We start from the raw sequence: 18,873 nt of genomic DNA, 5'->3' as shown, positions 1-18,873 counted from the left end.
TATGTCTGGAGGATTAGTTACAGCTGCATACATTGTTGCCGCGATCCTGTTTATTTTCAGCCTGGCGGGGCTTTCGAAACACGAAACCTCTCAACAGGGTAACAACTACGGTATCGCCGGGATGGCGATTGCGCTGATTGCCACGATTTTTGGCCCGGAGACCGGCAACGTTGCGTGGATCCTGGTGGCGATGATCATCGGCGGCGCGATTGGTATTCGTCTGGCGAAGAAAGTCGAGATGACCGAGATGCCGGAGCTGGTGGCGATTCTGCACAGCTTCGTCGGTCTGGCGGCGGTACTGGTGGGTTTCAACAGCTACCTGTATCACGACACGGGCCTGGAACCGATTCTGGTGAACATTCACCTGACGGAAGTGTTCCTTGGTATCTTCATCGGTGCGGTGACCTTTACCGGTTCCGTGGTGGCGTTTGGCAAACTGCGCGGTAAGATCTCCTCTAAACCGCTGATGTTGCCGAATCGTCACAAAATGAACCTGGCGGCGCTGGTTGTTTCTTTCCTGTTGCTGGTGGTGTTTGTTCGTACCGAAAGCGTGGGCCTGCAGGTTCTGGCGCTGCTGGTGATGACCATTATTGCGTTAGCCTTTGGCTGGCATCTGGTGGCGTCCATCGGCGGTGCGGATATGCCGGTCGTCGTTTCAATGCTTAACTCCTATTCAGGATGGGCGGCGGCGGCGGCGGGCTTTATGCTCAGCAACGATCTGCTGATCGTCACCGGTGCGCTGGTCGGTTCTTCCGGTGCGATCCTGTCTTACATCATGTGTAAGGCGATGAACCGTTCGTTTATCAGCGTGATTGCCGGTGGCTTTGGTTCTGATGGTTCTTCTACGGGGTCTGATGAAGAAGTCGGTGAGCATCGTGAGATTAATGCGGAAGACACGGCAGAAATGCTGAAGAACTCGCACTCCGTGATAATCACCCCGGGCTATGGCATGGCCGTGGCACAGGCGCAATATCCGGTCGCTGAAATCACCGAGAAACTGCGCGCGCGCGGTATCAAGGTACGCTTTGGTATTCACCCGGTAGCAGGGCGCTTGCCAGGTCATATGAACGTGCTGCTGGCGGAAGCCAAAGTACCCTATGACATCGTGCTGGAAATGGATGAAATCAATGATGATTTCGCCGATACCGATACCGTGCTGGTGATTGGCGCCAACGATACGGTAAATCCGGCGGCGCAGGACGATCCGCGTAGCCCAATCGCCGGTATGCCGGTGCTGGAAGTATGGAAAGCGCAGAACGTTATCGTGTTCAAACGTTCTATGAACACCGGCTATGCTGGCGTGCAGAACCCGCTGTTCTTTAAAGAAAACACCCATATGCTGTTTGGCGATGCCAAAGCCAGCGTGGATGCGATCCTGAAAGCGCTGTAATCGTCAGCGCAAACTAAGACGGCCTCTGCGGAGGTAATGCTTGTCAGTTAACGAGGATGAGTGGCACATACGGAGGTAATGAATCTGTTGCCTCCGGTATATTGCTACGTTCACCTTATGTTTGTCACTTCTCTGAGGCAATACGACCTGTGAACGTGTTAAGGGTACTATCGCCGTACCCTTAACAATCCCGGCTCCCGGCGGGAAAATTGTTGCTGCGCAATACCCTCCGCTTATTCCTTCAGGCTAACGGGCCGGGCGCGAGGTAGCGTCCCTGCAAAACGCGCCCTGAACCCGCATCCCTGCGGGTTCTCCCGGCCTTCCGGAAACACGTCGGCAATTTTCAGCCGGACCAGCCCACACCTGACCACCTGCGTTTTTTATCTGAACAGCAAAACAGAGTTAACTGGAAGTCAGTGCGTTGCAGCGATGACCCCGGTCCGGCTGAAAATCGATGAGGCGTTGACGGCTGACCGGGTCTGCCCGCAGGGATGCGGGCAGAGGGGACGGCCTGCAGGGACGCAGGCTCGGCCCCGACCCGACAGGCAGACGGCATAAGACGAATGAATCGCGCAGCGACGATTTTCCCGCCGGGAGCCTGGGTTGCAAGGGAGGCGGCGGTGAGCCTCCCTTGCGCGTTCACGGGTATCTGAGCCTCATAGAATTGATACCACTGAGGTGAACGGAACCCTGAGCCAAAATCACATGTTCTCCATAATGATTAACTGACGGGCATAACCTCTGCGGAGGCCGTTATTTTTTAATACTTCGCTATTCATGATTACCACTCATAAACCCATACGGTTTTAACCGTCTAATCACCGTAAAACGCCGTGTATATTCATTCTTTATTGAGATCGCTCAGCAACACTGCAATGCTTTGACCACCGTTGGTTTGTTCAAGCGCGATTTTCACGATGATGGTCAGCGGTACAGAAAGCAGCATCCCGACAGGCCCCAGTAACCAGCCCCAGAAGATTAACGACAGAAACACCACCAGCGTAGACAACCCAAGTCCACGCCCCATGATCCGCGGTTCGAGGATATTCCCGAACACCAGGTTAATGACCAGATAACCTGCGAAAACCACCAGGGCGTCATAAAGGCCGCTAAATACCAGCACCTGAGCAATAGGGGGAATGGCGGCCAGCACCGAACCGATATTAGGAATATAGTTGAGCGCAAACGCCAGCAGTCCCCAGACAAAAGCGAAACGCACGTCGAGTGCGGCGAGCATGCCCCAGGCTACCAGCCCGGTCACAATGCTGATCGCCGTTTTGAGCACCAGATAGTGGGATACGCTGTCGATGGCGCGTTGAATCGCCGCCATTCCCTCAATGGGACGACTCATCATTTGTTTGAGTTTGTTGGGTAACTGCGGTACTTCCTGCAGCATAAAAACCACCGTCAACAGCAGTAAAAATATCGATGACATGGCATTAGACAACTGCGCCAGTAAATTGGTCACCAGCGTCATTGCCGCGTTCGGGTCGATATATTTGACGAGTTCATCCACGGAAACGCCGATCCCTGCGCGCTGTAACCACGGCTCAAGGTTTTTGAGTGGGATAACCAGTGAAGAGCGATACTGCGGCAGCGTTCGCGCAAGCTCATTTAAGGAAGTACCTAAATACGCTAATAGCAACACCATTAGCATCACAATAATAACAATGAGCAATGATACCGCTATTACGCGCGGTATGCGAAGTTTGACCATCCGCTGCACCACGGGGTTAAGCACGACGGCAATAAATAACGCCAGAATAAATGGGACGATGATATCTGCGGCAACACGGATGCCGCTCAGGATGATAACCAGCATGCCCAGCATAATGACTATTTTTAGGCCGTTAAGCGTGATGATCGGTTTCGCCATGTGTATTCCTGCATTTTTCATTTTTGAATCTGAATAATAATGTGATTTGCGTCGAGCCGTTATAACAAAAATCAAATGGGGCAGGTAAAGAAGTGAAAAGACTTTGAGTTCGCATTGAAGCTATGGTACAAATCATCTGTGTTTAACTACCGAGGACAATTATCATCCGCGATGATGAGAAGCAACACTGCGGATAATTGTAATATTATGGACAATATGTTCAGGATGTTTTTGCGTTTACCTTCACTTCTTCGTACCTCCTCCACTTTCTTGCTTGCGGGTGAGCAACACTGGCGCAACGCGCTTTAGTCCCTTCTTCTGCCTGAGCTGGCGCTGTGCGCTGAGCTAACTAATTTTATTTTTTGGTTTACTGCATGCAGTAGGCCCAAAGGACTATATTCTCAAGCAGGAGAAGCATTATGTTTTACTGGATATTATTAGGTCTGGCCATCGCGGCTGAAATTACTGGTACGCTGTCAATGAAATGGGCAAGCGTCGGCCATGGTAATTCGGGCTTTATTTTAATGCTGGTAATGATTGCCTTATCGTATATTTTTCTCAGTTTTGCCGTTAAAAAAATTGCCCTTGGTGTGGCCTATGCCTTATGGGAAGGTATCGGTATTTTATTTATTACGCTGTTCAGCGTGCTGTTATTTGACGAAACCTTGTCCACGATGAAGGTGGCTGGACTGGTCTCGCTGGTGTTAGGTATTGTGCTGATTAAATCCGGTACACGAAAACCGACAAAGGCGGGCAGAGAGGTGAGCCATGCAGCAGTTTGAGTGGGTTCACGGCGCATGGCTTGGCATAGCCATTGTGCTCGAAATCGTCGCTAACGTTTTTTTGAAATTTTCAGATGGGTTTCGCCGCAAGACTTATGGCGTGCTGTCGCTGGCAGCCGTGTTAGCGGCCTTTAGCGCGCTGTCCCAGGCGGTAAAAGGTATCGACCTTTCTGTTGCCTACGCCTTGTGGGGCGGCTTCGGGATTGCCGCGACGTTAGCGGCAGGTTGGGTATTGTTTGGTCAGCGCCTGAATCATAAAGGCTGGATCGGTTTGGCGCTGCTGCTTGCCGGAATGGTAATGATTAAACTTGCCTGATCTCAGTGCTGCCCGTTACTACGGGCAGCATAGGTTATTCCTTCGCCAACTCATCCAGCTTATCGCGAAAACCGGTCACGGATATGGCGCGATTATCGGCCCGCCAGCGATCTTTCGCCGCCGGAGCGGAGCTTTGTACACCAATCAACTGCCAGCCAGTATCTGTCTTCAACATCAATGGTGAACCGCTGTCGCCCGGGAGTGTATCGCACTGGTGCGACAAGACGGTATTCTGCGCCCAACCGGTCACCACGCAATCCTGATGCGTGTACAAGTCATCGAGATGATCTTCCGGGTAACCCGACTGCGTAACTTTACGATCTGCGGTTTTCAGCGCCGCGGTTAATGCCGCTTTATCACCTTCAAATAATGGCAGCGGTGTGATGCCAGAAGGTGGGTAACGCAGCACCACCAGACCAAAATCCCACGGGGCCGCGGAAGGCGGCACAATCCAGCCATCGCCATCGGCTTTTAAACGTTTTCCGAGCGAGGGATCTACCCGTCCTTCAATGCCGTGGATCTCGTAGCGCCAGACACCCTTTTTCGACACGAAGCGTAATGCCACGGCTTTATCCGGCTTGCCTTTCGGGGGGGTGAGTAAGCAGTGTCCGGCAGTCAGTGCCAGTCGTGGTGAAATGAGCGTGGCGGTACACAGGTTACCGCTGGCGGTTTCCAGTTGCCCGATAGCGTCCCATGGAGATTGCGTTGGGTCAGTCACTTTTATGCGATCGTCATGACCAAAAAACAGCGTTTTTACGTTTTCTGCTTCAGCGCTGGCCGTTGCAGGCTGGTCCGCATGCGCAACGACAGGAAGTAAACAAATTGAACCCAGTAACACAGCAATGGTTTTATGCATATCACACTCTGGTGGGGAATTATGATTTTTAACAGCAAACCCTCAGTTAATACTATAGACGGGACGGCGGGAAAGTGGGAGTAAAATCAGATAACTACACTCAGGAAAGATAAAAATGCATGGCAATGAGGGCGCAAATTATCAGGGTAATAAGAATGAACTCAAAGCGGTAATGTGACACCATTTTACCCTCCAAAAGGCGGCGCTAAATCAGGTCGATTTAGCGCCGTATGCTATGGCGTGGGGGACGCCATAGTAACTACAAATGTGTTATGCAGCTGGTTGAGCAGCGGGTTTAGCGGTGTCGTGTTTTACGGCTTTTTTGGTGTGTTTTTTAGCTGCCTGAGCTTTCTGCTCTGGTGCTTTTTGTTCTGCAGCGGGTTTGGTCGCTGCTTTTTTGGTGTGTTTTTTAGCTGCCTGTGCTTTCTGCTCTGGCGCTTTCTGTTCTACAGCCGGTTTTGTGGTGGATTTTTTAGCGTGTTTCTTGGCAGCCTGCGCTTTCTGCGGTGCTGCTTTGTGCTGTTTTTTATGATGAGTGGTTTTTGCCGGAGCTGCTTTGGTGGTTGCTGCAGCAGCCGGAGCGGTGGTAGCAGTTGTTTCAGCAGCAAATGCAGCAGAAGACAGACCCATAGCAGCGGCAACAACCAGAGCTAATACTTTTTTCATTCTCATACCCTCGATTTGGTTTTTCATTCAACCCCACTGCGGGGCCGTTGAAATAACTATATCGCTGTAATCACAGGGCTTCCGTGAGTCATTGGTTTCGGCGTGTAACGATATGTACAATGACTCACGGTATGAGATTACAAATAGCGGGCTTCCAGGTGAGCGCGGAAATAACGGCTGCTGAGCGGCTCTCCGGTGGCCTGGGTAATAAGCTGTTCAGTGGTAAAACGGCTGCCATGCTGCCAGATATTCTGACGTAACCAGTCAAACAGGGCACCAAACTCACCTTGCGCAATAGACTGCTCTAAATCAGGCAATGCGCGCTTAGCGGCACTGAATAACTGCGCCGCATACATGGCGCCTAAAGTATAGGAAGGGAAGTAGCCAAAGCCGCCATCGGTCCAGTGAATATCCTGCATACAACCGTTACGATAGTTGCCGATGGTTGACAGCCCCAGCCAGGACTGCATTTTCTCATTCCACAATGCCGGGATATCATCCACTTCAATATCGCCATTAATGAGCGCGCGTTCGATTTCATAACGCAGGATAACGTGAGCAGGATAGCTCACCTCGTCGGCATCGACACGGATAAAACCGGGTTTAACCTGCTGGTTCCAGGCGATGAAATTGCTTTCTTCAAACGCAGCCTGATCGCCAAAGTGGCGCGTCACAGCAGGAATTAACCGCGTCAGAAATGCTTTACTACGCCCCAGTTGCATCTCAAAGAACAGACTCTGGGACTCATGAATGGCGGTTGAGCGAGCCAGGGCGATAGGTTGCCCTGACCAACTGCGCGGCAGATTTTGCTCATAGCGGGCGTGACCGGTTTCATGGATCACGCCAAACAGCGCGCTAAGTAATTCGTTTTCATCATAGCGGGTGGTGATACGCACATCTTCAGGTACGCCACCACAGAAGGGGTGCGCACTGATATCCAGTCGACCAGCCGTAAAATCGAATCCCAACTGCGCCATCGTTTCAAGGCCTAACTCTCGCTGGATTGCGGTTGGGAAAGGACCAACCGGGGCGATGAGCGACTGCTGAGACTGCTTTGCCACCACCTTGTTGAGCAGATCCGGTAACCAGCTCTTAACGTCTGCAAACAGGACATCCAATTGGGCACTGGTCATCCCTGGTTCGAAAATGTCCAGTAGCGCGTCATAAGGCGAACAACCTGTGGCTTCGGCACGCAGCCGGGCTTCTTCACGACTGTGCTTCACGACCTCTTTCAGGTTTTCGGAAAATCCCTCCCAGTCATTCGCTGGTCGCTGGCTGCGCCAGGCATGCTCGCAGCGGCTACCCGCGAGTGATTTCGCTTCTACCAACGATTCAGGTAGTAAGGATGCCTGATGATGCAGTCGCGACATTTCGCGCAGGTTGGCCTGCTCAACATCGTTAAGGTCTTCCTGTTGGGCTGCGGCGATCCACGTTGCCACCTTCGGGTCGGTTAACAACTGGTGCTCAAGCACGCTCAGCTCGGCCAGTGCTTCGCCGCGAGCTTTGCTGCCGCCAGATGGCATCATGGTAAACATGTCCCAACTGGCGATTGCCGAGAGGTGGGAGAAGCGAGAGAGCCGCTGGAACGTGCGGGTGAGCTGATGGTAATTATCATTGTTACTCATTTTTTGTTCTCGTTCTGTTTAGGTGTGATGAGAAGTTTACCGTGATTCATTCACTTTTCATAAACACACCTTTGAACCCGACTTTGCGTAACAGCTTTTTATAGCGAAAAGCCAGTAGCACGAGAAAACAGAGGGCATAAATAATGGGGAGCGGTGATAACACTTTTACCGACCACAGATAATGCAGCGGAAGCAAAACGGCCGCCAGGTAGACGTAGTTGTGCAACGTTTGCCAGCGTTTGCCCATTTTACGCTGCGCGGCTTGCGTGGAGGTCAGCGTCAGCAGGAATAAGATTATCCAACCAGTCATGCCCAACGTTAGCCATGGGCGTGAAACCAGTTCACGTCCCAATAATCCCAGATTTTGTATACCCAACTCCAGCAGCGCATAGCTGGTCATATGCAGCGAGGCCCATGCAAAACACCATAACCCTAATAATCGACGGGTGCGATACAACAACGGCTGCTTTGCGTAGCGGGCAAGCGGTGACACCAGCAGGGTAGCAAGCAGAAACTTCAGCGCGGTGATGCCCGTAAAGTGCTGGATATCTTTACCCGGGTCGGCCCCCAACTCACCATGCTGTGCGGCCCAGAAGAGCCATAGCAGGGGTAATAAACCGGCGAGATGCAGCAGTACTTTCAGGCCGGTTATCTGTTTTGCGGTTAACCTCACTTAAAAATACTCCCGTAGATCCATGCCCTGATATAAAGAAGCCACCTCATCGACATAACCATTAAAAGGCAACGTGGGCTGTCGCTGTACATCGAGAATGCCACCCGAACCGATAAAACGCTCTGTGGCCTGAGACCAGCGGGGGTGATCGACTTGCGGATTGACGTTGGCGTAAAAACCGTATTCGTTAGGTGCCGACATATTCCAGGTCGTCGGCGGCTGTTCACGCGTCAGCTTAATACTGACTATCGATTTAATGCCCTTGAAGCCGTACTTCCAGGGTACGGTCAGGCGTATTGGCGCCCCGTTTTGCGGCGGCAACGCTTTGCCATACACGCCCACGGTCAGAAGGGTAAGCGGGTGCATGGCCTCGTCCAGACGTAAACCTTCAACATAGGGATACTTCAACCCGCCACCAATGAAGCGATCTTTCTGGCCGGGCATTTCATCAGGCGCGTAGCGTGTTTCAAAGGCGACGTATTTGGCGTGGCTGGTGGGTTCAACCAGCGCCAATAATTTATGCAAAGGAAAGCCGACCCACGGTACAACCATCGACCACGCCTCAACGCAGCGCATCCGGTAAATACGCTCTTCTAATGGAAAACGAGTCGTCAGCGCATCATGATCCAACGTTAAAGGTTTGTTCACTTCACCGCTGATGGTTAACGTCCAGGGATCGGTTTTCAGGCTACCGGCATTCGCGGCAGGATCGGCTTTATCCAGACCAAATTCGTAGAAATTGTTGTAGCCCGTTACCTTGCCTTCCGGCGTCAAGGGCAGATTGTTTTGCCAGATCTCGGGTTTTGTGAACTCGAGCGGTTTGCCCGCTGGTGCAGACGGGCGATCGTTGCCTTTAAACCAATTCAGCAGACCGGCCTGTGTCGGGGAAGAGAACGAAGCCGCCGCCGCGCCTATCCCAAGAGCTTTGAGGATCTGTCGTCGTTGCATAAAAAAAACGGACTCGGCGGTAACATCAGCTTCCCGAAGTGGATGTTTTTTCTGCATAACTTTTCCTTTTTATTTTCATGTTAAGGAAAACAAATCGACGTTTCCCTGTTGATGCCTGACCTATCTATAACGACATACTGGACGCATGCGTATCCCTGATTCCTCACGAAAAGTTAAAAATTTTGTGATAACTTCCGCCCCTTGCCTGAGGTAAGCTTTCAGCATGACGAGAGGGGGATGACACTGATGGCAGGCGCGAAAAAGATATTTTTGGTGGAAGATGACAGCGATATCGCCTCACTTTTGCAACTTAGCCTGAAGGATGAGGGGTACGAAATTATTCATGAGGCTGATGGGGCACGTGCGGTCGAGCTACTGGAGAAGCATGTCTGGGATGCCGTTATCCTCGATTTAATGCTGCCGGGCGTGGACGGTCTGGAAATTTGTCGTCGCATTCGGCAAATGAGCTTCTATCTACCTGTCATTATTATCAGCGCTCGCACCAGTGAAACTCACCGCGTACTGGGGCTGGAAATGGGCGCCGATGATTATTTAGCCAAACCTTTCTCGGTGCTGGAATTGATGGCCCGGGTGAAGGCGTTGTTTCGCCGTCAGGAGGCGATGAGTCAGAACCTGCGTGTGGAGGCGGGGATTATCACCGTCCATGGTGTGGAGATTGATCCATTAGCCCGGGAAGTCCGCCTGCAGGGTAAATCCCTCGATTTAACGCCGCGTGAATTCGATCTGCTCTATTTTTTCGCCCGCCATCCCGGGGAGGTCTTTTCGCGTCAGGCGTTGTTAGACCAGGTGTGGGGCTACCAGCACGAAGGATATGAGCATACGGTGAACAGTCATATTAATCGCCTGCGCACCAAAATTGAAAAAGATGCTGCGGAGCCGGAAATTATTCTTACCGTTTGGGGACGGGGCTATAAGCTTGCTGCGGTTAACGCGGAGCATCAACCATGATTTATCGATTGTCGCTGAGCCAGCGTCTGACCCTGGTCTTTACCGCTATTATGTTGATTTGCGCGGTTGCGGTCAGCGTTGTCCAGATCCGCAGCAGTAAACAGTATGGCGACGCCATGGTGCAAAGGCTCTCGCTGGAATTGGCGAGCAAGATTGTCAAAAGTGAGTCGCTTATTGATGCCAGCGGGCAGGTTAATCGGCAGACCTTAAAAGGACTGTTCAATCACCTGATGACGCTCAACCCTAGCGTGGAGCTGTATCTGGTTTCACCGTCAGGCGAGATACTTGCTGATGCCGCTCCGCCTGGGCATATTCAGCGCCAGAACATTAGCGTACAGCCGATCCAGGTTTTCCTTAATTCGGACGAGCTGCCCGTCTATGGCAATGATCCGCGCAGCAGCCAGCAAAAGGTATTCAGCGCTGCGCCAGTTTTATTTAACGGCAAGCTGCATGGCTATTTGTACATTATTCTCCAGGGCGAAGATCTCAATATGCTGGCGAATACCGCCTGGCAAAAAACGCTTTGGAACACCGTGACCGGGACGTTAATACTGGTTTTATTAGCCGGTGCAATCGCGGGGTACCTGGTGTGGAGATGGGTGACGAATCCGGTGAAAAGGCTGACCGGACAGGTGGTTAATCTGGAGCAGGACAGCATTAGCGTCATCAAACAGCTAGCGCAGAAAAAGCCCGATTTAGCTCCGGCGAATGAAATTGCGTTGCTGAACAATGCATTTATTGAGTTAGCACAGAAAATTGCCCAACAATGGGATTTATTAGCTGACAGCGATCGTCAGCGCAGAGAGTTTATCGCCAATATTTCGCACGATTTACGTACGCCGCTCACTTCACTGCTGGGGTATCTGGAAATGCTGTCGCTGAAAGCCGATACGATGACGCCGGAGGAAAACCGGCATTATCTTAGTATTGCACTGCGCCAGGGGCATAAGGTTCGCCATCTGTCACAACAGCTTTTTGAGCTGGCGAGACTTGAGCATGGCGGCATAAAACCGCAGCGTGAACGTTTTGCTATTGGCGAGCTGATCCAGGATGTGGCGCAGAAATTTGATCTACCCGTTGCCACGCGTCATTTGCAGTTGCACCTTGACGTAATTGGTCCGTTACCGCTGGTGAATGCCGATTTATCGATGATGGAAAGAATCGTCACGAATTTGCTGGATAACGCTATCCGTCATACGCCTGACGGGGGCGAAGTGTGGCTAAAAGTCTGGCGTGATGAAGACCGCTTGTTAGCAGAAGTGCAGGACAGCGGGCCTGGCGTCGAAGAGGCTGTTCGCGAAGTATTATTTCAGCGCCCGACGGCGTTACTACCCCGTGAGCAGCGGGCTGAGCGTGGTGGTCTGGGCTTACTGATCGTGCGCAGAATGCTCGAACTGCATGGGGGAGATATCCGCCTGATTAATTCGACGGCAGGGGCCTGTTTCCGTTTTTCGTTGCCGCTGGCGGAATCCCCACTGAGTGGCTGATGAGAATGTTCCGCTGAAAAGAGTCTGTAACGCTATACGCGTTGTAAACCGTGGGCATTGCGTAAATGTTGGTAGGTTGTCAGTGATAATGAGAATTTTTATCATGTATTGATAATTCATCAAGTTATCTTTGATAAGCGCAAGGAGATCGTATGTCACAGGATGCCGACAACCTGTATATCGTCAGGACCAAAGCGGTTGCTGGCTGTTTTACCATGTTTTTGCTGATGTTTGGCCTCACGTTTATTCCGTTGTTTTTCCCCGCCAGCCAGGTTCTGCTTGCCAAAGGGCTACTTTTTCCGCTGCTGTTTGCGCTGGAATTTGTTGTGCTGGTCCCGCTGTATTACTTCTTCTTCAGAAAAAGAGAGGGGCTGGGAAAGGGAATTTTCAACGCCAGGTGGTTTGCCATTTTGTTCGTGGCGCTGCTGTTTATTCAGCTTATCCTGCCATGGTTTCTGGGCCTCAGACAAACCGAAGCGTGGGTGACCAGCCAGATATCCCTAAACAGCTACGCGCTGTGGTTATCTACTCTGACCCTGATATTTATTGCGCCAGTGTATGAAGAGATTGTTTTCAGGGGCTGTTTATTCAACGCATTCCAGTATTGGTTCAATAATAAAACCTGGCTGTCGTCGGTGGTGGTATCGGTCATTTTTGCCATCATGCATACGCAGTATGTGGATCTGCGCACGTTGCTGATGCTGTTTCTTGTGTCGCAGGTTTTGATCATCGCCAGACTGAAAAGCAACGGCCTGCTGATGCCGGTTATTCTGCATATAGCGATGAACGGGACGGTTATTGCCCTGCAAATGGGGGCTCAGACGTTACAGCATGGTTGATGAAGGCGATGCCCGGAACCCGGGCAACGTGGATTATACGTGCAGACGATGGTGCAGACGTGCACCGACCAGCAACGCCAGCACCAGCATCAGAGCGATAAATCCGCCCACGCCGTTCCAGCCGTAGCTGTGCCAGAATACGCCACCCAGCGTACCGGCAATACTGGAACCCAGATAATAGCTGAACAGATACAGGGAAGATGCCTGGCCTTTAGCGCGTTTTGCCCGTGGTCCAATCCAACTGCTTGCCACGGAGTGCGCGGCAAAGAACCCGGCTGAAAAGAGCAGCATCCCGGCGAAGATCAGCCACAGCGACGTGAACAGGGTCATCAACAGTCCAATCAGCATCACGCCGGTTGAAAAGAGCATTACCGGACCACGTCCATAGCGGGTGGTCATCGACCCCGCTTTCGGTGAGCTCCAGGTCCCGGTCAGATAGGCTACGGACAACAGACCGACAACCGCCTGGCTGAGTTCCCACGGCGAGAGCATCAGACGGTAGCCGATGTAATTAAACAGCGTGACAAACGACCCCATCAGTAAAAAACCTTCCGCAAACAGCAGCGGCAACCCTCTGTCGCGCCAGTGTAAACGAAAGTTGATAAACAGCGTTTTCGGTCGCAGCGATGTGGGTCTGAAATGACGAGATTCCGGCAAGATTTTCCAGAACATCAGCGCGGAGGCGAGGGCAAAACAACCGATCGCCGCCAGCGCGATACGCCAGTTAAAAAAGTCGGTAAACACGCCGCTTATCAAACGGCCACTCATACCACCAATCGAGTTACCGCTGATATATAAGCCCATTGAGAAGGCGACGAAGCTGGGATGTATTTCCTCGCTCAGATAGGTCATTCCCACTGCCGCCACGCCGCTGAGCGAAAGACCTATCAGCGCACGCATGATTAAAATACCGTGCCAGCTGGTCATCATCGTCGAAAGCAACGTACAACAGGATGCGAGCAGCAGGGCGGTAACCATCACCGGCTTGCGGCCTATCGCATCGGAAAGTGGACCGGTAAACAGTAAACCGATCGCGAGCATCGCCGTTGAGATGGAAAGCGAAATACTGCTGCTGGCGGGAGAGACCCCAAACTCGTGCGAGAGCACTGGCAGTATGGGTTGCACGCAATAGAGGAGAGCAAATGTCGCCAGTCCGGCAGAAAACAGCGCCAGCGTGACGCGCATAAATGGGGATGTTCCGCGTTTGATAAAACTATCCGGCGGGGTAACTCTCTGTTCATCAACATCGCTTGTCGGCGCGGTATCGACAGTGGTTGTACGGCTCACTTGTAATCCTTGCTCAATCAATTACCTCTACATGACTAGCATTAAGAGTATGAAAATCACATTATTCTGTCTAATATATTAATAATCTCAAATGATATCTTAAAAATATGAATATCGAGCTGCGTCATTTACGTTACTTTGTAGCGGTTGCCGAAGAATTGCATTTTGGCCGGGCGGCGGCACGGCTGAATATTTCGCAACCGCCGCTGAGCCAGCAAATCCAGATCCTCGAGCAGCAGGTCGGCGCCCGACTTCTGGCGCGCACTAACCGCAGCGTGGCGCTGACCTCTGCCGGAAAGCAGTTTCTGGCAGACAGTCGGCAGATCCTGGGGCTGGTTAATGAGGCCGCTGCAAGGGCTGAGCGTCTGCATCTGGGAGAAGCGGGGGAATTGCGTATCGGCTTTACGTCATCGGCACCGTTTATCAAAGCGGTTTCAGATACGTTATCCCTATTTCGCCAGAGCTACCCCGCTGTACATATGCAAACCCGTGAAATGAACACGCGCGAGCAAATTGCCCCGCTCAATGAAGGAACGCTGGATTTGGGACTTCTGCGCAACACGCAGCTTCCGGAAACGCTGGAGCGTGAAATCATTCTGCATGAGCCGCTGATGGCGATGATCCCGCGCACGCATCCATTGGCGCAAAAGCCGGTGGTCACATTGGCGGAGTTGGCCAATGAGCCATTTGTCTTTTTTGATCCGCATGTGGGGACGGGGTTGTATGACGATATTCTTGGCCTCATGCGTCGCTATGGACTGAAGCCGACTATCACTCAGGAGGTTGGTGAGGCGATGACTATCATCGGGCTGGTGGCCGCAGGATTAGGCGTTTCCATTCTTCCCGCTTCCTTTAAACGGGTGCAATTGTATGAAATGTGTTGGATCCCGATAGCGGAAGAAGATGCCGTTTCGGAAATGTGGCTAGTGTGGCCAAAACATCATGAGCAAAGTCACGCCGCGCAACGCTTTCGCGAGCAACTGCTGGCGGCCGTTCAGGCGATTAATTTAGTTTAAAAATGGGCGAAAATGTGCAGTAAATCACAAGGCTAAGTAAAAAGTTGACGGAAGCCATTGAAGTGCTTCACCATAGCCCGCAGATTATTTCGGAGCGCGAAAATAAAGGGAGTAAGTGGTGGTTGCTGATAGTCAGCCTGGGCATATCGATCAAATTAAGCAGACCAATGCGGGCGCGGTTTATCGCCTGATTGATCAGCTGGGTCCGGTATCGCGTATTGATCTCTCTCGCCTGGCACAATTGGCACCTGCCAGTATTACTAAAATTGTCCGCGAAATGCTCGAAGCGCACCTGGTGCAAGAGTTGGAAATCAAGGAAGCGGGCAGCCGTGGACGTCCGGCCGTTGGGCTGGTTGTGGAAACGGAAGCCTGGCACTATTTATCCATTCGTATCAGTCGCGGCGAGATCTTTCTGGCGCTGCGCGATCTGAGCAGCAAACTGGTGGTTGAAGATTGTCTTGAAATGGCGCTGGTCAGTGAAACACCATTGCTGGAACGCGTTATTACCCAGGTCGATCAGTTTTTCATCCGCCACCAGCAAAAGCTGGAGCGCTTAACCTCCATCGCCATTACCTTACCCGGCATTATTGATACTGAAAACGGTATCGTTCATCGCATGCCATTCTACGACGATGTCAAAGAGATGCCGCTGGGTGAAGCGCTTGAAAATCATACCGGCGTGCCGGTCTATATTCAGCATGATATCAGCGCCTGGACTATGGCCGAGGCGCTTTTTGGCGCATCGCGCGGCGCGCGCGACGTCATTCAGGTGGTGATCGATCATAACGTGGGGGCCGGGGTAATCACCGACGGTCATCTACTGCATGCCGGCAGCAGTAGCCTGGTGGAAATTGGTCATACCCAGGTGGACCCCTACGGCAAACGCTGCTATTGCGGCAACCATGGTTGCCTGGAAACGATCGCCAGCGTCGACAGCGTGCTCGAACTGGCACAGGTACGGTTGAAGCAGTCGATGAGTTCTTCTCTACACGGCCAACCGTTAACGGTAGACGCGCTGTGTCTGGCGGCGATGCAGGGGGATTTATTGGCGAAAGATATCATTAGCGGCGTCGGGACCCATGTCGGACGGATTCTTGCCATCATGGTGAATTTGTTCAACCCGCAAAAGATATTGATTGGTTCTCCGCTCAGTAAAGCGGCGGATATTTTGTTTCCCACTATTGCTGACAGCATTCGTCAGCAAGCGCTCCCGGCCTACAGTCAGCATATTGTCGTCGAAAGTACGCAGTTCACCAATCAAGGGACGATGGCAGGGGCGGCGCTCGTGAAGGACGCGATGTATAACGGTTCTTTGTTGATTCGTCTATTACAGGGTTAACATTTTTTAACTGTTGTACGAAAAATTGCGCTATCTCAAGCCGATTCTCGTCGTCATACCTTAGACTTTCTCCACTGTATTATTTTCCTGACTTATATTTTCAAAGCATAACGGTGGAGTTAGTGATGCTGAAGCGTTTCTTTATTACAGGTACAGACACTTCTGTTGGGAAGACCGTGGTTTCCCGCGCATTACTACAAGCGTTAGCGTCAGGGGGTAAAAGCGTTGCGGGCTACAAACCCGTTGCCAAAGGAAGCAAAGAGACACCTGAAGGTCTGCGCAACAAAGATGCGCTGGTGCTGCAAAGCGTGTCTACTATCGAATTGCCCTACGAGGCGGTCAACCCGATTGCGTTGAGTGAGGATGAAAGCAGCGTAGCGCATAGTGGTCCGGTCAATTACACCCTGTTATCCAACGGCCTCGCAAGCCTCAGCGAAAAAGTGGATCACGTTGTCGTGGAAGGCACCGGAGGCTGGCGGAGCCTGATGAACGATCTGCGTCCGTTATCTGAATGGGTGGTGCAGGAACAACTGCCGGTGCTGATGGTGGTGGGTATCCAGGAAGGCTGTATTAATCATGCCATTCTCACCGCGCAGGCGATTGCCAGCGACGGACTGCCTTTGATTGGCTGGGTCGCGAACCGAATCAACCCGGGGCTGGCACATTATGCGGAAATCATTGATGTGCTGGGCAAAAAATTACCCGCACCGCTGATCGGTGAACTGCCTTATCTACCTCGTGCAGAGCAGCGCGAGCTGTCTCAGTACATCCGTCTGTCAATGCTAGGCAGCGTGTTGTCGGTAGATAGAGTCCTGGCGTAACGTTCGCGACAGCACAGACGCCACCACACAGGCAATCAGCAATCCGGGGAGCAGACGATACTCCCCGGTCATTTCACAAACCATCAGTGTCGACATTATTGGCGCATGCGTGGTCGCTGCCAGCAGCGTGGCCATCCCCGTTAATCCCAGCAGAATGGCAATCTCATCCGGACCCGGAAGCCATAATCCCCACACTCGTCCCAGCAGCATACCCACCGAAAGACCGACAAACAGCGTTGGCGTAAACACACCGCCAGGCGCACCGGAACCACTGCTGGCAAGCACCGCCAGTAATTTGCAGATGAAGATCCCGCTCACCACGGCCAGCAGCGGTGGGGAGAGTAAATATGACTGCACCACGCTGTAGCCGTTACCCCAGACCGCAGGCGTGAGCAATGACAGCAGGCCAACGATCAGCCCGCCGAGCGCCAGTTGCCACGGGGGCGAGAGTTTTAAGCGCAAAAACCCATTATGGCTGGCGGTCATCAGCCACATGAATAGCGGTCCGCAAACGCCGGCAGCCAGACCGGTGCTGATGATCATGACGTATTCCAGCGCATGCAGTTCCCGTGTGAAGTGCACGGCATACAGCAGCGCATTGCTGGCGCTCAGCATATTGGTGGTGAGCAAGGCGACGACGGCGGATACCACCACCGGTCCCAGTGACGCGAGGATCAAGGTGCCAAACAACACTTCAGCAATAAATAGACTGCCCGCCAGTGGGGCATGATACGCTCCGGCCATACCCGCAGCGGCTCCGCAGGCAATCCATAACTTCCATTCTGTGCGCGTGGTGAAGCGTTGAGCAAAGCTGGAGGCTGCCAGCGCTGCCAGTAAAATCATGGCACCTTCGCGCCCGATGGCGCTCCCGCTGGAGACGACCAGTAACGAGGCCAGCGATTTCACCAGGCTTGCACTGACGTCAAATTGTCCGTTAGTTTGCAAGGCTTCCATGTAATCAGTGGGAGCCTGCGGGCGTAACCGGTTGAACGTTTGCCATCCCCAAAGCAGCAAACCCGCCGCCAGCCCTCCTAACGCAGGTGTCAGCATGCGTCTTACAGGGGAAAGGTTTGTTGCCGCGTTGACCAGACTCCCTGTGTCATTGCTCAGGAACAACCATTCAAGAAGGAGCATGGCGTGGCGAAATCCTGCGACGGCCAACGCAGCAAGGATACCAATCAGCGCAGCAATCAGCAGGCGGCGGAACATGGCGCGCAGGTCAGGATAAGCATGTAAATGATGCATGAGTGGCCAGACAGGAAATTTCAGACGCTTTATTTTGCGGCTATTTGGCAACAGAAGCAAAAGCTCGGCGTGCGCAACAGGATGCTACACAGGCAGGACACATCCTGCCTGTGGTGAAACTAACGAAAAAGTGGCTTATCGGCTATCGGGATCAGTAACTGCGACTGCCATTGCGCCAGCGTCAGACGGGCCAACTCCCCCAGCGCCTGGTAAAACGGGTGGTCAGCTTTTTCGATAAACACATCAAGGAAGCGGGATGACCACGGGAACAGATGCCAGGCCAGCAGCTGTTCGCACTCGGTGTGGCGTTCATTTTCAGCAAGCCAGGCCGTCAGCAACAGCAGTGAACCAAAGTGATCTTCTGGCTCATTTTGCTGCATGGCAAACTGGATGCCGTTGTCCCGCATCCACTGACGGAGTGCCAGCGTAGAGTCGCCAAACAACACGTTTTCACGATCCAGCCAGACAGATCCCCAGGGCGGAGAGGGTAGCGCATATGGACCGACAAACAGGCGTTGCCAGGCCTGCGGGAGAGGCTCATCGACCTCGGCTTGTAGCCGTGCAGCCAGCGGAAAAAGCATTGCCTGATCGAGCGGCCACTGCGCCTGCCAGCCATCGGCTCTTAACGCGCTGACTAATGCAGAGGCTTCCGCGCTATCTGGCGCATAGTAAAACAGTGCGCCGAGAACGCGCGCCGCGGTAGAAAAGTTGTCACCTTGCGAAAAATGGGTCATGCAA

Annotated in this window: 20 protein-coding genes; 10 read left to right on the top strand and 10 right to left on the bottom strand. The window is 52.6% G+C overall.

Annotated features, from left to right (window positions below; genetic code table 11):
- Position 1 precedes the first annotated feature (1 nt).
- Positions 2–1,390, top strand: coding sequence for a Re/Si-specific NAD(P)(+) transhydrogenase subunit beta (gene pntB, locus GFC06_RS16345; protein WP_016153031.1), 1,389 nt, complete (start codon positions 2–4; stop codon positions 1,388–1,390).
- 841 nt (positions 1,391–2,231) lie between these two features.
- On the opposite strand, the gene GFC06_RS16340 is transcribed toward pntB, so the two are convergent.
- Positions 2,232–3,266, bottom strand: a complete 1,035-nt coding sequence (locus GFC06_RS16340; RefSeq protein WP_153690383.1) for an AI-2E family transporter — start codon at positions 3,264–3,266, stop codon at positions 2,232–2,234.
- Between the two features lie 138 nt (positions 3,267–3,404).
- Here GFC06_RS16340 and GFC06_RS23625 point away from each other — a divergent pair, with 138 nt between their 5' ends.
- The 3 genes from GFC06_RS23625 (at position 3,405) to mdtI (ending at position 4,364) form a co-directional block, all read left to right on the top strand.
- Entirely contained in the window at positions 3,405–3,575 is a 171-nt protein-coding gene (locus GFC06_RS23625) for a protein YdgV (protein ID WP_085951052.1), read from the top strand.
- 107 nt (positions 3,576–3,682) lie between these two features.
- Positions 3,683–4,048, top strand: a complete 366-nt coding sequence (mdtJ, locus tag GFC06_RS16330; protein ID WP_161623250.1) for a multidrug/spermidine efflux SMR transporter subunit MdtJ — start codon at positions 3,683–3,685, stop codon at positions 4,046–4,048.
- On the top strand, positions 4,035–4,364 hold the full coding sequence (mdtI, locus tag GFC06_RS16325) for a multidrug/spermidine efflux SMR transporter subunit MdtI (protein ID WP_016153035.1): 330 nt from the start codon (positions 4,035–4,037) through the stop codon (positions 4,362–4,364). Before mdtJ ends, mdtI begins: the two co-directional genes overlap by 14 nt.
- 34 nt (positions 4,365–4,398) lie before the next feature.
- Here mdtI and GFC06_RS16320 read toward each other — a convergent pair whose 3' ends face one another.
- From GFC06_RS16320 to msrP, 6 genes are all read right to left on the bottom strand, one after another.
- On the bottom strand, positions 4,399–5,220 hold the full coding sequence (locus GFC06_RS16320; protein ID WP_016153036.1) for a trypsin-like serine peptidase: 822 nt from the start codon (positions 5,218–5,220) through the stop codon (positions 4,399–4,401).
- A gap of 100 nt (positions 5,221–5,320) precedes the next feature.
- On the bottom strand, positions 5,321–5,404 hold the full coding sequence (gene ydgU / locus GFC06_RS23620; protein ID WP_049259791.1) for a small membrane protein YdgU: 84 nt from the start codon (positions 5,402–5,404) through the stop codon (positions 5,321–5,323).
- An 86-nt stretch (positions 5,405–5,490) separates the two neighbouring features.
- Positions 5,491–5,886, bottom strand: a complete 396-nt coding sequence (gene asr, locus GFC06_RS16315; RefSeq protein WP_003028934.1) for an acid resistance repetitive basic protein Asr — start codon at positions 5,884–5,886, stop codon at positions 5,491–5,493.
- Positions 5,887–6,023: 137 nt separating this feature from the next.
- Positions 6,024–7,511, bottom strand: a complete 1,488-nt coding sequence (locus tag GFC06_RS16310; RefSeq protein ID WP_153690382.1) for a carboxypeptidase M32 — start codon at positions 7,509–7,511, stop codon at positions 6,024–6,026.
- Between the two features lie 46 nt (positions 7,512–7,557).
- The gene (msrQ, locus tag GFC06_RS16305; protein ID WP_153690381.1) at positions 7,558–8,184 is read right to left on the bottom strand and encodes a protein-methionine-sulfoxide reductase heme-binding subunit MsrQ; all 627 of its coding nucleotides are present in this window, start codon (positions 8,182–8,184) and stop codon (positions 7,558–7,560) included.
- The gene (msrP, locus tag GFC06_RS16300) at positions 8,185–9,189 is read right to left on the bottom strand and encodes a protein-methionine-sulfoxide reductase catalytic subunit MsrP (RefSeq protein ID WP_153690380.1); all 1,005 of its coding nucleotides are present in this window, start codon (positions 9,187–9,189) and stop codon (positions 8,185–8,187) included. It abuts the gene before it with no gap.
- A gap of 189 nt (positions 9,190–9,378) precedes the next feature.
- Here msrP and GFC06_RS16295 point away from each other — a divergent pair, with 189 nt between their 5' ends.
- From GFC06_RS16295 to GFC06_RS16285, 3 genes are all read left to right on the top strand, one after another.
- Positions 9,379–10,101 (top strand): response regulator transcription factor, encoded by a 723-nt coding sequence (locus GFC06_RS16295; protein ID WP_153690747.1) that lies wholly within the window; start codon positions 9,379–9,381, stop codon positions 10,099–10,101.
- Positions 10,098–11,588 (top strand): sensor histidine kinase, encoded by a 1,491-nt coding sequence (locus GFC06_RS16290; RefSeq protein WP_153690379.1) that lies wholly within the window; start codon positions 10,098–10,100, stop codon positions 11,586–11,588. The genes GFC06_RS16295 and GFC06_RS16290 overlap by 4 nt, the downstream gene beginning before the upstream one ends.
- 152 nt (positions 11,589–11,740) lie before the next feature.
- A complete protein-coding gene (locus GFC06_RS16285) occupies positions 11,741–12,427 on the top strand; it encodes a CPBP family intramembrane glutamic endopeptidase (protein ID WP_047500488.1) in 687 nt (228 codons plus the stop codon).
- 33 nt (positions 12,428–12,460) lie between these two features.
- On the opposite strand, the gene GFC06_RS16280 is transcribed toward GFC06_RS16285, so the two are convergent.
- Positions 12,461–13,714 carry an MFS transporter gene (locus tag GFC06_RS16280; RefSeq protein WP_047500485.1) on the bottom strand — a complete coding sequence of 418 codons (1,254 nt, stop codon included), beginning with the start codon at positions 13,712–13,714 and terminating at the stop codon, positions 12,461–12,463.
- A gap of 107 nt (positions 13,715–13,821) precedes the next feature.
- On the opposite strand from GFC06_RS16280, the gene GFC06_RS16275 reads away from it, so the two are divergent.
- The 3 genes from GFC06_RS16275 to bioD all read left to right on the top strand — a co-directional run bounded on the left by GFC06_RS16275 (position 13,822) and on the right by bioD (position 16,890).
- Complete coding sequence (locus tag GFC06_RS16275) at positions 13,822–14,730, top strand: LysR family transcriptional regulator (RefSeq protein WP_047500483.1); 909 nt, start codon at positions 13,822–13,824, stop codon at positions 14,728–14,730.
- A 118-nt stretch (positions 14,731–14,848) separates the two neighbouring features.
- Entirely contained in the window at positions 14,849–16,069 is a 1,221-nt protein-coding gene (gene mlc / locus GFC06_RS16270; protein WP_016153045.1) for a sugar metabolism global transcriptional regulator Mlc, read from the top strand.
- A 125-nt stretch (positions 16,070–16,194) separates the two neighbouring features.
- Positions 16,195–16,890, top strand: coding sequence for a dethiobiotin synthase (gene bioD / locus GFC06_RS16265; RefSeq protein WP_016153046.1), 696 nt, complete (start codon positions 16,195–16,197; stop codon positions 16,888–16,890).
- On the opposite strand, the gene clcB is transcribed toward bioD, so the two are convergent.
- On the bottom strand, positions 16,852–18,135 hold the full coding sequence (gene clcB, locus GFC06_RS16260; protein WP_153690378.1) for a voltage-gated ClC-type chloride channel ClcB: 1,284 nt from the start codon (positions 18,133–18,135) through the stop codon (positions 16,852–16,854). The two genes, bioD and clcB, sit on opposite strands and share 39 nt — an antisense overlap.
- Positions 18,136–18,254: 119 nt before the next feature.
- Positions 18,255–18,869: a Tat proofreading chaperone DmsD gene (dmsD, locus tag GFC06_RS16255; protein WP_016153048.1), complete on the bottom strand. Its 615-nt coding sequence runs from the start codon at positions 18,867–18,869 to the stop codon at positions 18,255–18,257.
- Positions 18,870–18,873 lie beyond the last annotated feature (4 nt).

Source organism: Citrobacter braakii (genome assembly GCF_009648935.1).
GTDB classification, from domain to species: domain Bacteria; phylum Pseudomonadota; class Gammaproteobacteria; order Enterobacterales; family Enterobacteriaceae; genus Citrobacter; species Citrobacter braakii.
The sequence above is the reverse complement of the archived record's forward strand: the minus strand, read 5'-3'. Positions and strand labels throughout refer to the sequence as shown.